Genomic DNA, 13,610 nt, shown 5'->3' with positions numbered 1-13,610 from the left:
GCATGCCGGGGCGCAGCGGAACCGAACCATGATCGAACGCCTGTTGCCGGGTATCGCCTGGATGCGCCGCTACGACCGCATCGCCTTGCAGGGCGATGCCCTGGCGGCAGTCATCGTCACCATCATGCTGATCCCGCAGAGCCTCGCCTATGCCCTGCTGGCGGGCCTGCCGCCGGAGGTCGGGCTCTACGCCAGCATGGCCCCGCTCGCCGCTTATGCCCTGTTCGGCAGCTCCTCCACCCTCGCCGTCGGGCCGGTTGCCGTGGTCTCGCTGATGACCGCCGCGGCGGTCGGCGACCTGGCCACCGTGGGAACGCCCGAATACCGGGGCGCCGCCATCGCCCTGGCCCTGCTCTCCGGCGTTTTCCTCGTCGCGATGGGACTGCTGCGCCTCGGCTTCCTGGCCAGCCTGCTCAGCCACCCGGTGATTTCCGGCTTCATCACGGCCTCCGGCATCCTCATCGCCGCCAGCCAGTTGAAGCATATCCTGGGCATCGAGGCCGGCGGCCATACCCTGATCGAACTGATCCGCTCGCTCGCCGCGCAGGTCGATTCGATCAACGGCCCGACACTGGCCATCGGCGCCGGTGCGACGGTCTTCCTGTTCTGGGTTCGCCGCTCATTAAAGCCCTTGCTGATGAAAGCGGGCTTTGGCCCACGGCTGGCCGACAGCACCGCCAAGGCCGGACCGGTGGCGGCGGTTATCGCCACCATCCTGCTGGTCGACCTGCTGGCCCTCGGCGAAGCGGGCGTCAAGGTCGTCGGGGATATCCCCCAAGGCCTCCCGCCGGTCGCTCTGCCGCCGCTCGACCCGGCCCTCTGGCGTGAACTGCTGCCCTCGGCAGTGCTGATATCCGTGGTCGGCTTCGTCGAATCGGTTTCCGTCGCCCAGACCCTGGCCGCAAAGCGCCGCGAGCGTATCGATGCGAACCGGGAACTGGTCGGCCTTGGGAGCGCCAACCTCGCCGCCAGCCTCACCGGCGGTTATCCGGTGACCGGCGGCTTCGCCCGCTCCGTCGTGAACTTCGATGCCGGCGCGCGCACGCCGATGGCCGGCGTCATGACAGCGCTCGGCATCGGACTTGCTGCCTTGCTCCTGACACCGCTGTTCCAACAACTCCCCAAGGCGACTCTCGCGGCCACCATCGTGGTGGCGGTCCTGTCGTTGATCGACATTCCGGCGTTGAAACGCACCTGGCAGTATTCCAAGAGCGACTTCGCCGCCATGGCAGCAACCATCGCCATGGTGTTGGGCGCCGGGGTCGAGGCCGGGATCGTCACCGGTGTCGCGCTCTCCATCGTCCTGTTTCTGGTGCATTCCAGCCGGCCCCATATGGCCGTCGTCGGTCAGGTGCCGGGCAGCCATCATTTCCGCAACGTCAAGCGTCACAAAGTGATCACAAGCCCGACCGTCTTAAGCCTGCGTGTCGACGAAAGCCTTTATTTTGCAAACGCCCGCTGGCTTGAGGACAAGCTCTACGACATGGCCGTCGCCGACAAGGCGATCCGCGACGTCGTGCTGATCTGCTCAGCGGTGAACGACATCGACGCCAGTGCCCTGGAAAGCCTTGAAGCTCTCGTCGAGCGGCTTGGCGCCGCCGGCGTAAGCTTCCATCTTTCGGAAGTGAAGGGCCCGGTCATGGACAAACTGAAGCGCGCATCCTTTGCCGGACATCTGACCGGAAAGGTGTTTCTCAGTCACTACGACGCCCTCGCCGCCCTCGATCCCGATACCACGGCCCGGGCCTCCGGCAGGGCCGCGGCCGAAGGCATAATCGCAACACCATAGCCTGCCAACCCGCAGGAAGCGGGCGATTCCGGCATGGTCGGAATTATTAAATAGTTTCCGCAGGGTTGTATATCGCGCTCACGGCTATATCTATGTCGACAACTGGGTCGGATTCGGGGGCTGTCGCCAACGCGATTTCCCACACTCTGGCATTGCCGTCTTACACCAACAACGAATGGCGAGCCAAAGTCATGCTGCGTATTCTATTTCCCTTGGCGGCCGCAGCTTTGCTGGCGGCCTGCGATCAGTCAGATCAAGCGGCCGAAGCCAGTGCCGTGGCGCCACCGCCGCCGGCGGTGACCATTGCCAAACCCCTGGTCAAGCAGATCGTCGAGGACGATGAGTTCGTCGGCCGCTTCGAGGCTGTCGACGAGGTGCAGGTGAGCGCCCGGGTCGGCGGATACCTTGATGAAATCCACTTTGACGACGGCGCCATCGTTGAGCAGGGACAGTTGCTTTTCACCATCGACCAGCGACCTTTCCAAGCCGCTGTGAAGCGGGCCGAAGCAACCTTGAACATAAGTCTGGCGCGTTTCAACTTCGCCCGCAAGGAATTGGCGCGCGCCGAAGAGTTGGTCGGGCGTGGCAACATTTCGCGCAGCGTTGTCGACGAGCGCCGGCAGGAGTACATCACCGCCCAGGCGGATGTCGCCGGCGCCAGGGCAGAGCTGGAGACGGCGACGCTGGACTTGGAATTTACCGAGATTCGCGCGCCTTTCTCCGGGCGCATCGGACGAGACCTCATTTCAGTCGGCAATCTGGTGCGGGCCAACGACACGATCCTGACCACCGTCGTTTCCCTTGACCCGATCTATTTCTACTTCGACATCAACGAACGCTACTACCTGGCCTATGCGCGCGATGCCCGGGCGCGCGGTGCCGCGCTGCAGGAGGGTGGCGGCCAGTTGCCGGTGACCGTACGCCTCGGCGACAACGTTGAAGCGCCGCGCCAGGGCCAGATGGATTTCTCCGAGAACCGGTTGGACCCGAATTCCGGAACCATGCGTGTACGAGCAATTTTTCCAAACGAGGATCTGGTATTGCAGCCCGGCCTCTTTGGGCGGGTCAACGTACCGGGCTCGCTTCCCTATACCGGCGTTCTGATACCTGACGAAGCGATCTCCTCCGATCAGAACAAGCGCATCGTCTATGTCGTGGACGAAGAGGGCGCGGTGTCGTTGAGAGAAGTGCGCCCCGGGCCGAAGATCGACGGCTATCGGGTGATCCGCGATGGGCTCACCGGCGAGGAGCGCATCGTCATCGAAGGCCTGATGCGGATACGCCCCGGCATTGTCGTGGCGCCCGAATTGTCCGACCTCGCAGAAGTGCGCGAGTAATCCCACAACCAAACTGACCAAGTCACGCCGAATAACCGTCCCGGCCGGCTAAGGATTCAGCCATGAATTTCGCCCATTTCTTCGTCGAGCGTCCGATCTTCGCATCGGTGCTTTCGATCATCTTGGTGATCCTGGGCCTTGTCGCCTATACGCAGTTACCGGTTTCGCAATACCCGGAAATCGCGCCCCCTTCCATCGTTGTGCAGGCCAGTTACCCCGGCGCCGACGCCGAAACGGTGGCCGCCACCGTGGCGACGCCTTTGGAGCAGGAAATCAACGGGGTCGAAGGCATGCTCTACATGTCTTCCTACTCGACCTCCGACGGCAGTATGTCGCTGACTGTCACCTTCGAATTGGGAACCAACCTGGACGACGCGCAGGTTCTCGTGCAGAACCGCGTTTCCATCGCCGAGGCGCGCCTGCCCGAGGAAGTCAGGCGCCTCGGCATCTCCACCAGGAAAAGCTCAGCCGACCTGATGATGGTCGTCCACATGCTGTCGCCGGACGAAACCTACGACCAGCTCTACGTCTCGAACTATGCGCGCTCGCGGGTGCGCGACGTCCTGGTGCGCCTGGACGGTGTCGGCAACCTGACCATATTCGGCGAACGGCAGTTTGCCATCCGGGTCTGGATCGACCCGGAGAAGCTGGCGGCCTACAGCCTGACCCCCGGCGATGTCGTCGATTCCCTGCGCGAACAGAACGTCCAGGTCTCCGGCGGCTCGCTCGGCGCGCCACCCAACGAGTCCGACAATGCCTTTCAGTACACCGTCACGACACAGGGCCGCTTCGACGAAGCCAGGCAGTTCGGCAACGTCATCGTCAGGGCAACGGAAGACGGACGCATCGTGCGGGTGCGTGACATCGCACGGGTGGAACTGGGGGCACAGGACTACGTCACAAATTCCTACCTGAACAACAAACCGGCGGTCGCGCTCGGCATCTTCCAGCGGCCAGGCAGCAACGCCCTGGCGACGTCGGAAGAAATCCTCCAGGTGATGAGGGAGGTGAAGGAAGACTTCCCCGAAGGCCTGGACTATCAGGTCGTCTATAATCCGACCGAGTTCATCTCCGCCTCCATCGATGCGGTCTACACCACCATCTTCGAGGCAGTCCTGCTGGTGGTCATCGTCATCCTCGTCTTCCTGCAGTCCTGGCGGACCGCACTGATTCCGATCCTGGCGATTCCGGTTTCCCTGGTCGGCACTTTCGCGGTCATGCTGGTGCTCGGCTACTCGATCAACATGTTGACGCTCTTCGGGCTGGTGCTTGCGATCGGCATCGTGGTCGATGACGCCATTGTCGTCGTTGAGAACGTGGAGCGGAACATCGCCAACGGGATGAGTCCGCGCGAAGCCTCCCACCGCACGATGGACGAGGTGGCCGGCGCGCTTATCGCCACCTCTCTGGTGTTGATCGCCGTCTTCGTGCCGACGGCTTTCGTGCCCGGGATTTCCGGCCAGTTCTATCAGCAGTTCGCGGTCACGATAGCCGTTTCGACCGCGATCTCGTCCGTAAACTCCCTCACTCTTTCACCGGCACTGGCGGCCATTCTGTTGCAGCGCCATGACAGACCCAAGGGTAAAAACCCGCTGGCGCGCGCCGGTAGCTGGATGGCGGCACGTTTCAATCAGGGCTTCGACCGCCTCGCCGACGGCTATGCCGGGCTGGTCCGCTTGATGGTATCGCGTAACGCCATGTTGGCGGTGGTTATGGTCGTGTTCGGCGGCTTGATCTATGGGGCATATTACATGCTGACAACGGTTCCGCGCGGCTTCATTCCGACGCTGGACCAGGGTTACGCGATCGTTGTCGTCCAGTTGCCGGACGGCTCATCCCTCGCCCGGACCGATGCAGTCATCCGCGACGCCTCGGAGATCGTCAACGGAACGCCCGGCGTGACCGATGCGGTCGCCTTTGCCGGCTTCTCGGGCGCCACCTTTACCAATGCCAGCAACCAGGGCGTCATCTTCGCGCGCTTCGACGAGTTCGCGCCGCGTATCGAACAGAACCTGCCGGCCGGCGCCATCATCGGCCAACTCTATGAGCGACTGCAGTCGCTGCGCGAAGCCTTCGTCATCGCCATACCGCCGCCACCGGTGCGCGGTGTCGGCAATGCCGGCGGCTTCAAGATGCAGTTGCAGGAAACCGAAGGCTCCGACATCAGGCGGGTGCTTGCCTCTGCCTTTCAGATGATGGGCGAGGCGCAGCAGACCCCAGGCGTGGCCGGGGTCTTCACCACCTTCTCCGCCTCCAGTCCCCAGGTTTTCCTGGAAGTGAACCGGGTTCAGGCGCAGATGCTGAACGTCCCCATCGCCAATATCTTCGAGGCGCTTTCAGTCAATCTTGGCTCCACCTATGTGAACGATTTCAATGCTTTCGGGCGGCTGTATCAGGTGCGGGTACAGGCGGATGAGGAATTCCGCCTGGGGACAGACGACATTCTGCGGCTGAAAGTGCGCTCGGCCACCGGGGCGCTGGTGCCGCTTGGTACCCTGGTCGAGGTGCAGGACCAGACCGGACCCGATCTGGTGCAGCGCTACAACATGCTGGTCTCGGTCCCGCTACAGGGTAACGCGGCCCCGGGGGTTTCCACCGGCGAGAGCCTCGACATCATGGAGGCCATGGCCGAACGCACCCTGCCCCGCGGCCTGAGCTTCGAATGGACCGAACTGGCCTATCAGGAAAAAGTCGCCGGTGACGCCGCGATCTACATCTTTGCCCTGGCGGTGATCTTCGCCTTTCTGGTGCTCGCCGCCCAATACGAAAGCTGGGTCCTGCCGCTGGCCATTATTCTCATCGTGCCGACCAGTATCCTCGCCGCCCTTCTTGGCGTCAGTTTCCGGGGCATGGACAACAACATCCTGACCCAGGTGGGATTGATCGTGTTGGTCGGCCTGGCGGCCAAGAACGCCATCCTGATCGTCGAGTTCGCCAAGCAGCTCGAAGAAGAAGGCAAGGAGCTGATCGAGGCGACCGTCGAGGCTGCACGCCTGCGCCTGCGCCCGATCCTGATGACGGCCTTTGCCTTCATCCTGGGCGTGCTGCCCCTGGCCATCGCCCAGGGCCCAGGCGCCGAGATGCGCCAGGCCCTGGGAACCTCGGTGTTTTCCGGCATGCTGGGCGTTACCTTCTTCGGCCTGCTGCTGACCCCGGTCTTCTACGTGTTGCTGCGGCGCATCTTCGGCCGGCGCAGCGCCGAACCCGCCGAAAAGCCGACCGAAGCGCCCGCCGAGTAGCCACCGGGGCATCCCCGGCCGGCGATAGTTTCCTTGATCCGGCCCCCAAGGTCCGTCAGCATCGACGGAAAGCAGTTCTACTGGGGGCCGGCGGTCACGCGCGATGGCAAAAAAGCTGAAAAAGCCGAAGGCGCCGGAGGCTGCGCCCAAAAGGCGGGGGATCAAGACTGAAGTCGCCGGGCTGCTCGAGAAACAAGCCCTCATCGGCTGGCGCGAATGGCTCTCCCTCCCCGGCCTGGGGGTCGCGCGGATCAAGGCGAAGGTCGATACCGGCGCCCGCACCTCCGCCCTTCATGCCATGCACATCACCCCCTTCGACAACGCCGGCGCGCTCTGGGTCGCCTTCGAGGTTGCCCCCCATACGGGCGGCGTCCGCGACCTGGCAAGAATCCAGTGCCGGGCACCGGTGCGCGATCATCGGCCGGTCAAAAGCTCCAGCGGCCACGCGCAGGAACGCTATGTCATTTCCACGCCGGTGGTGCTGGGCGGCCGGCAGTTCGATATCGAGGTTACCCTGACCAATCGGGCAGAGATGGGTTTTGAAATGCTCTTCGGCAGAACCTCGTTGCGTGCCGGGCGCTTTCTGGTACACCCGACACGGTCCTTTCTCTTAAGCCCCAGGCAGAAAGCTTGAGGCGTGCGCAAAGTTAATGACGACCCAAGGCCCCGAAACGCCGAATCCAGGATGCGCCGATGAAGATGCTTATGCTGGCCCGCAACGCCAATCTCTATTCGCACAAGCGCCTGGTCCAGGCTGCAGAGGCCCGAGGCCACGAGCTCGATATTGTGAACACCCTGCGCTGCTACATGAACATCACCTCGCACCGCCCGATGGTGATCTACAACGGCGAAAAACTGGCCGGCTACGACGCGGTGATCCCCCGGATCGGGGCCTCGATTACGTACTACGGCCTGGCGGTGCTGCGCCAGTTCGAGATGATGGGGGTCTTCCCGCTGAACGAATCGGTGGCCATCGGCCGCTCCCGCGACAAGCTGCGGTCCATGCAGTTGCTGGCGCGCGACGGCATCGGCCTGCCGGTGACCGCCTTCGCCCACGATCCCAAGGTGACGGAAGAGGTTATCAAGATCGCCGGCGGCGCACCGGTGGTGATCAAACTGCTGGAAGGCACCCAGGGCATCGGTGTGGTTCTGGCCGACACGCAGATCTCGGCCAAATCGGTGGTCGAGGCCTTTCGCGGCGCCAATGTGAACATCCTGGTCCAGGAATTCATCAAGGAAGCGGGCGGCACCGACATCCGCGCCTTCGTGGTCGGCGGCAAGGTGGTGGCCGCCATGCAGCGCAAGGGCGCCAGCGACGACTTCCGCTCCAACCTGCACCGCGGCGGCGAAGGCAGCCGGATCAAGATCACGGCGGAGGAACGCTCCACCGCCCTGCGCGCCGCCAAGGCCATGGGCCTGAATGTCTGCGGTGTCGACATGCTGCGCTCCAACCATGGCGCGGTGGTGATGGAGGTGAACTCCTCGCCGGGCCTGGAGGGGGTCGAGAACGCCACCGGTGTGGACGTCGCCGACCTGATGATCCAGTTCCTGGAAAAGAACGCCAAGCCGGGCAAGACCAAGACCAAAGGCCGGGGCTAGTCCGTGACGCGACGGGCAGCCTTTCAGATCGGCACCTACAGCGTCGAGGCGGGACAACGCCAGACGGTCGACCTGCCGCTCTCGGTTCTTTCCAACCATACGCCCATGGCGCTGCCGGTCCATGTCGCCCATGGCGCCCGGCCCGGCCCGACACTTTTCGTCTCCGCCGTCATTCACGGCGACGAGATCATCGGGGTGGAAATCATCCGCCGCCTGCTGGCCCTGCCGGTTATGTCGAAGCTGCGCGGCACGCTCCTCGCCATTCCCATCGTCAATGCCTTCGGCTTCATCAGCCATTCGCGCTACCTGCCGGACCGGCGCGATCTCAACCGCTCCTTTCCGGGCTCCGCCAAAGGATCCCTGGCAGGCCAGCTTGCCGATCTCTTCCTTACAGAAATCGTTGCCCGGGCGGATGTCGGGATCGACCTTCACTCCGCCGCGGTTCACCGGGTGAACCTGCCCCAGATCCGGATTTCGCCGGAACAGAAGCGCATGGAGGAGCTGGCAATCGTCTTCGGGGCACCGGTCATTCTCGAAGCTCCCTTGCGCGAAGGATCACTGCGGCAAGCGGCCGTGGACGTCGGCACCGATGTCATGCTGTTCGAGGCGGGCGAGGGCCTGCGCTTCGACGAGTTCGCCGTGCGGGTCGGTGTCACCGGCATCCTGCGGGTGATGAAGCAGCTTGGCATGGTGCCAGCCCGCAGCGTCAGCGACGCCAAGGTGGCACCCACCATCTCACAGTCGAGCTATTGGCTGCGGGCGCCTGACGGCGGTGTGCTGCGCAGCTTCAAGACCATCGGCGACAGCGTGGCCGAGGGCGATCTGGTGGGTATCATTTCCGATCCTTTCGGCGAAATGGAAACCGAGGTCCGCGCCCGCGACGGCGGCCTTCTGATCGGCCGCACCAATCTGCCGGTGGTCAACCAGGGCGACGGCCTGATGCACATCGCCCGCCACAAGCGGCCCGGCAGCCTGGAGGCCACCGTCGGGCAAATGATCGAAGCCGAAATGCAGGCCGATCCCCTCTTCGACGAAGACGAGATCATCTGAGCAGGGGCCGCCCCTTCCCTAGCCTTCCCGATAAACCGACTTGGGTTGATCGAAGAATCCGGCCAGGACGTGATAGGCCAGCATATAGTTCTTCTGCTGGAAACTGGCGTGGGAGATGCCGGCCATCACGGTGAACTGCTTGTCCGGGTTGGGCAGCTTCTCGAAGAACTTCACCAGGTCCTCAAAACCGGCGATGCCGTCGTACTGGCCGCGCATGATGAGCGTCGGCACGGTGATCCTGTCGGGATCGACCAGCGGCAACTTGCTGCACATGTCGATGTAGGTGCCGTTGGGCATGGAGTCGTCCAACGCCGTGATCGCCTCGGCAAAAGCGTCGACCACCTTGTCCTCGGCGCAACCGGGATGATCGCGCGAAAAAATAGACTGTACGAAGGCGTAGTCGATGGGCCGGCGCTTTGACGCCATGAACTGCGGCAATTTCTTGCGGCGCTGTTCCAGGGTGGGGCTGCCCTCCCCGGTCCAGACGAAGGCATCCAGGGCAAGACGCTTCACCCGCTCCGGATGACGTTCGGCAAAGAGCGCCGCGCGCAGGGCGCCGGAGGAAATGCCGTAGACCAGCAGCGGCCCGGCGCCCCGGGTTTTCTCGATATAGGCGCTGGCCGCGGCCAGATCGTCGGCGCCGTTGGCAATGTCGCAGGTGATGTCGCGATCCTTGGTGGAACGGCCGTAACCCTCCATATCCACGCACCAGGTATCGTAACCCTGCAGCGCGAAGTAGTTCATGGCCGAACTGAAGGGTCGCCCCTCGACATGCAGATCGAAAGTCGGCTGCGAGGCCATGGAGGAGCCGTGCACGAAAAGCACCGTGCCTTTCTTGTTGCCGGGTTTGCCGAGATACTTCTCCCAGAGGAACAGCTTCACATCACCCTTGTGGGTCCAATGCTCCTCGCCGATCACATCCTGCTCGTTCGCCGCTTCATCCATCACATCACCTGCCATAGAGCTGCCTTTCTTTTTGTGTTGAGCCGCGCTATCTCGCCGACCCGCTGCGCGGAAAGCTGATCCACCCCTCACCCTCCCGCTGCGCGGGCCCCTCCCTCTCCCGCAAGGGGAGAGGGAAATGTAGCGACCCTATTTTGTTTCCCCCTCTCCCCTGCGTGGGAGAGGGTCGGGGTGAGGGAGCCTTGCGAGCTCGAAGATCGAGTACCAGCCGAAACTGAATAAGGGGCCTGTGCATGATCATGATCCACGCTAGTCGCCCGTCATTTCCAGGATGTCGAAGCCGCGGTTGCGGTCGATCAGATACATCAGGCCGTTATCGTCCACATCGACGTCGTTGGACTGCGGGCTCGGCTCGTCGCCCCGGGGCTCGGGGATGAAGTGCGCCGTCTCCACAGGTGCGAAGGGATCGGAAACGTCGACAACCCGCAGCCCGCCGGAAAACCAGGTGGCATAGACCAGCGGCGTATCGAGTTTCTCGCGGAACTGATGGGCGCCGAAACGGCCCGGCGCCCTGGCCCAGGGCGAATCCAGCTCGCTGACGTCGAAAGCCGAAAGCGCGACGATGTTGTCGTAGTCGGTGACGTCGAAGACCCAGAGAAAGGCATGCAGGCGCCCGCGGCGGTGATCGTGCTCCTCATCCACCGCCACGGCGATGCGGCGCCCGCCGATCCGCTGCGCCAGCGGCAGGACGGTGTGGGTCGGCTCCGGAAAGGGCGGATGATAGTCGTGGCTAGCCAGCGTCCTTGGCTTGGTGATGTCGGAGACGTCGAGCACCCGGAAGCCGGCGTGCCAGACCGAAGCCCAAAGTTCATCGCCGACCCGGAGCGCATGGTGCAGGCGGTTCTTGTAGCCCTTCCAGGTCGGCTTTTCCCCGGCGGCGATGTGCTGACCCGGCATGTGCCAGCGCGACACCTCCGTCGGGCGCTCAGGGTCCTTCAGATCGTAGATCACCAGGATATTGCCGAGATAGCCCTCCATCTCCGTGGAGATATAGGCGTAGTCCGCATCCATGTCGAAGCGATGGCTGCCGAAACCGAAGGTGCGCTGATGAGCGATCTCGCGCGGCCTGGTCTTGTCGGCGATGTCATAGACCTTGAAGCCGCCGTCGTGATAACCGCGCAGCCGCGCCGCGTCCAGCTCGGCAATATCGGCCGCCTCGACACCCAGCGCCGCCGCCAGTTCGCCGTCCTCCGGCATCCGTCCCAGCGTTGCGGCAAGACCGGCGCGGGTCTCCGGCAGGGCCTCGCCCTTGCGCAGAAAATGCCGCCGGTTCTGTTCGACGTTGGTGATCATGAGGTCGCCGACCACCCGCACCTTGTGGGTATGGGAGGCATCGCCGTCCAGCATGATCTGCGCGGCGATGCGCGGATTGCCGGGGTCCGAGACATCGACGATGGTCGTCCCGAAGGGCGGTTTCATGTGGCCGATGTAGGCATAGCCGTCCTGCACCACCACCTGCCCGCCGCCGGGCAGATCGAGATGCCCGATCCGCCGGATGTTGCGCGCGAGAGCGTCGCGAGAGCTGCCCACGGCCTAGCCCTCCCCTTCCGCGAAAACGCCTTTACGGCGGCGCTGGCGATGCTTCATGAAAGGCGGCAGGACCAGCGACAGAGCCAGGGCGAGCCAGAGAACATTGCCCAGCGGCGAGGAAAACAGTGTCAGGAAGTCGCCATCGGATTTCTGGAGGGCGACCAGCATATAGCCCTCCATCAGCGGGCCCAGGATAACGCCGATCAGGATGGCGGCGACATGATAGCCGGTCTTGCGCGCGATATAGCCGAGAATGCCGAAGGCGAAAGCCAGGTACATGTCGAACATGTACTCCCGCGGCACGAAGGAGCCGATCAACGTAAAGCCGATGATCAAGGGCGACATATAGGTGGTCGACACCAGGGTCACCCGCGACATGTAACGCGACATCGGCAGGATCGTCAGCGCCATCAGCAGGTAGGTGACGAACATCGCCATGAAGATCCCGTAGCCCAGCAGCGGCTGCTCGGCGAAGAGACGCGGCCCGACGTTCACGCCCTGATACTGCATGACCACCAGCATGATGGCCGCCGTCGCACCGCCGGGAATGCCCAGCACCAGCAGCGGGATCAGCGTGCCGGCGGTCACCCCGTTGTTGGCCGATTCCGGCGCGATCAGGCCTTCCACGTGGCCGGTCCCATACAGTTCCGGCGTTTTCGACAGCGCGCGCGATTGCTGATAGGCGACAAAGGCGGCGATGGCCGCCCCGGCGCCCGGCGTAACGCCGATGACAAGGCCGATAAGGCTGGTCCAGGCGACGTGCCACCACTTCTTCAAGGTGATCTTGATACCGTCGATGGTCTGCAGCCAGGAGCCGGTTTTAAGACGTTCCCGGCCGTGCCGGGAGAGGATCGATTCTCCCTCGATCACCAGGAAGGCCTCGGAAATCGCAAAAAGGCCGACCAGGGCCGGGATCAGGGGAATACCGTCGTAGAGCTCCAGAATGCCGAAGGTTCCGCGCGGCGTCGCATAGACGTGATCGGTCCCGATGGAACCGATCATCAGGCCCAGAAAACCGGCAATGAGGCCTTTCAGCGTGTCCTTCGCGGCGATGGTGGCGATCAGTGAGATGCCGAACAGCATCACCACCACCATCTCCACGGAGTGCATGTAGAAGCCGACACGCGCCAGGATCGGCATCGAAGCCAGGGCAACGGCGGTGGTCAGCAGTCCGCCGATGGTCGAGGCAGTGAAGGATATGGCAAGGGCCCGCTGCCCCTGGCCCTTCTTCACCATGGGGTAGCCGTCCAGCGGCGTTGCCGCCGCCCCGGCGGTGCCGGGGATGTTCACCAGGATCGCCGGAATGCCGGCCCCCATGCGCGAGGCACAATAGAGGGCGACCATGAAGACCAGGCCGACCTCCACCTCCATGATCAGGGTAAAGGGCAGCAGGACGATGATGGTGTTGGCGGCGGAGAACCCCGGAATGGCGCCGACGATGAGGCCCAGAAAAATCGACGGAACGATGACCCACCACAGCGAAAGGCTGTGCAGGAAGAGATCGACGAAGAACGCGGCGTTGATCTCCATGTCAGGTCAGCGCCTGGACGAGCTGTTCGATCGGGCCCTTGGGGAAGCGCTTCTCGAAAAGCAGAACGAAGACCCCGAAGGCGACAGTGGCCATGACGGCTGCGGCCGAAACGCAGAGGACAGGCCGCCGGCCGCCGCCCAGCAGCAACATCGATGCGGCCAGAAAGACGAAGGTGGTCAGCGTGAAGCCGAGCCAGTGAATAACGACGAGATAGCCAAGACTGATCGCCATGAAGCCGAGGCGCCTGGCAAGAATGTCATAGGGCGCCAAGAGGCCCGAGACGCCGAGGGTCGCCCGCCCGAGCAGCACCTCGCGCAGGGCGAGGCCGAAAAACACCAGCACCAGCAGGATCAGTACCGACCCCACCAGAAAGGCATTCAGCTGCGCCGACCAGGGCGAGTTGATGACGGTACTGATGTAGTAGAGCGTAAATCCCAGCGCCAGGGCCGGGATGATGAGCTCACCGCCGATCTGGCGCTTCCCGCCGCTTTCCTGCGTCGACGCCATGGTCACGTCATCCCAAACCTGTTCGCCGCCCTGCGCGGGCCCTCGGACACACTAAAAAACGACCC

Annotated in this window: 10 protein-coding genes; 6 read left to right on the top strand and 4 right to left on the bottom strand. The window is 63.5% G+C overall.

From position 1 onward, the window contains the following. The first annotated feature begins 28 nt into the window (after positions 1–28). The 6 genes from HBA54_RS11490 to HBA54_RS11465 all read left to right on the top strand — a co-directional run bounded on the left by HBA54_RS11490 (position 29) and on the right by HBA54_RS11465 (position 9,014). A complete protein-coding gene (locus tag HBA54_RS11490; protein ID WP_167224552.1) occupies positions 29–1,789 on the top strand; it encodes a SulP family inorganic anion transporter in 1,761 nt (586 codons plus the stop codon). 191 nt (positions 1,790–1,980) lie between these two features. Continuing rightward, positions 1,981–3,126, top strand: a complete 1,146-nt coding sequence (locus HBA54_RS11485) for an efflux RND transporter periplasmic adaptor subunit (RefSeq protein WP_167224550.1) — start codon at positions 1,981–1,983, stop codon at positions 3,124–3,126. 62 nt (positions 3,127–3,188) lie between these two features. Continuing rightward, positions 3,189–6,365, top strand: coding sequence for an efflux RND transporter permease subunit (locus tag HBA54_RS11480; protein WP_167224548.1), 3,177 nt, complete (start codon positions 3,189–3,191; stop codon positions 6,363–6,365). Between the two features lie 103 nt (positions 6,366–6,468). Further along, positions 6,469–6,999: an ATP-dependent zinc protease family protein gene (locus tag HBA54_RS11475; protein ID WP_205944580.1), complete on the top strand. Its 531-nt coding sequence runs from the start codon at positions 6,469–6,471 to the stop codon at positions 6,997–6,999. A gap of 59 nt (positions 7,000–7,058) precedes the next feature. Then, complete coding sequence (gene rimK / locus HBA54_RS11470) at positions 7,059–7,964, top strand: 30S ribosomal protein S6--L-glutamate ligase (protein WP_167224546.1); 906 nt, start codon at positions 7,059–7,061, stop codon at positions 7,962–7,964. A 3-nt stretch (positions 7,965–7,967) separates the two neighbouring features. Then, positions 7,968–9,014, top strand: a complete 1,047-nt coding sequence (locus HBA54_RS11465) for a succinylglutamate desuccinylase/aspartoacylase family protein (RefSeq protein ID WP_167224544.1) — start codon at positions 7,968–7,970, stop codon at positions 9,012–9,014. A gap of 18 nt (positions 9,015–9,032) precedes the next feature. Here the strand turns inward: HBA54_RS11465 and HBA54_RS11460 are convergent, their stop codons facing one another. The 4 genes from HBA54_RS11460 to HBA54_RS11445 form a co-directional block, all read right to left on the bottom strand. Continuing rightward, positions 9,033–9,974 carry an alpha/beta hydrolase gene (locus HBA54_RS11460; RefSeq protein WP_205944579.1) on the bottom strand — a complete coding sequence of 314 codons (942 nt, stop codon included), beginning with the start codon at positions 9,972–9,974 and terminating at the stop codon, positions 9,033–9,035. A 252-nt stretch (positions 9,975–10,226) separates the two neighbouring features. Then, positions 10,227–11,507, bottom strand: coding sequence for an LVIVD repeat-containing protein (locus HBA54_RS11455; protein ID WP_205944578.1), 1,281 nt, complete (start codon positions 11,505–11,507; stop codon positions 10,227–10,229). 3 nt (positions 11,508–11,510) lie between these two features. After that, complete coding sequence (locus HBA54_RS11450) at positions 11,511–13,037, bottom strand: tripartite tricarboxylate transporter permease (RefSeq protein WP_167224542.1); 1,527 nt, start codon at positions 13,035–13,037, stop codon at positions 11,511–11,513. 1 nt (position 13,038) lies between these two features. After that, positions 13,039–13,545 (bottom strand): tripartite tricarboxylate transporter TctB family protein, encoded by a 507-nt coding sequence (locus tag HBA54_RS11445; protein ID WP_167224540.1) that lies wholly within the window; start codon positions 13,543–13,545, stop codon positions 13,039–13,041. Between the last annotated feature and the right edge of the window lie 65 nt (positions 13,546–13,610).

Source organism: Pelagibius litoralis (genome assembly GCF_011683915.1).
In the GTDB taxonomy this organism is placed as follows: domain Bacteria; phylum Pseudomonadota; class Alphaproteobacteria; order Kiloniellales; family Kiloniellaceae; genus Pelagibius; species Pelagibius litoralis.
This window is presented reverse-complemented; position numbering and strand designations above follow the sequence as displayed.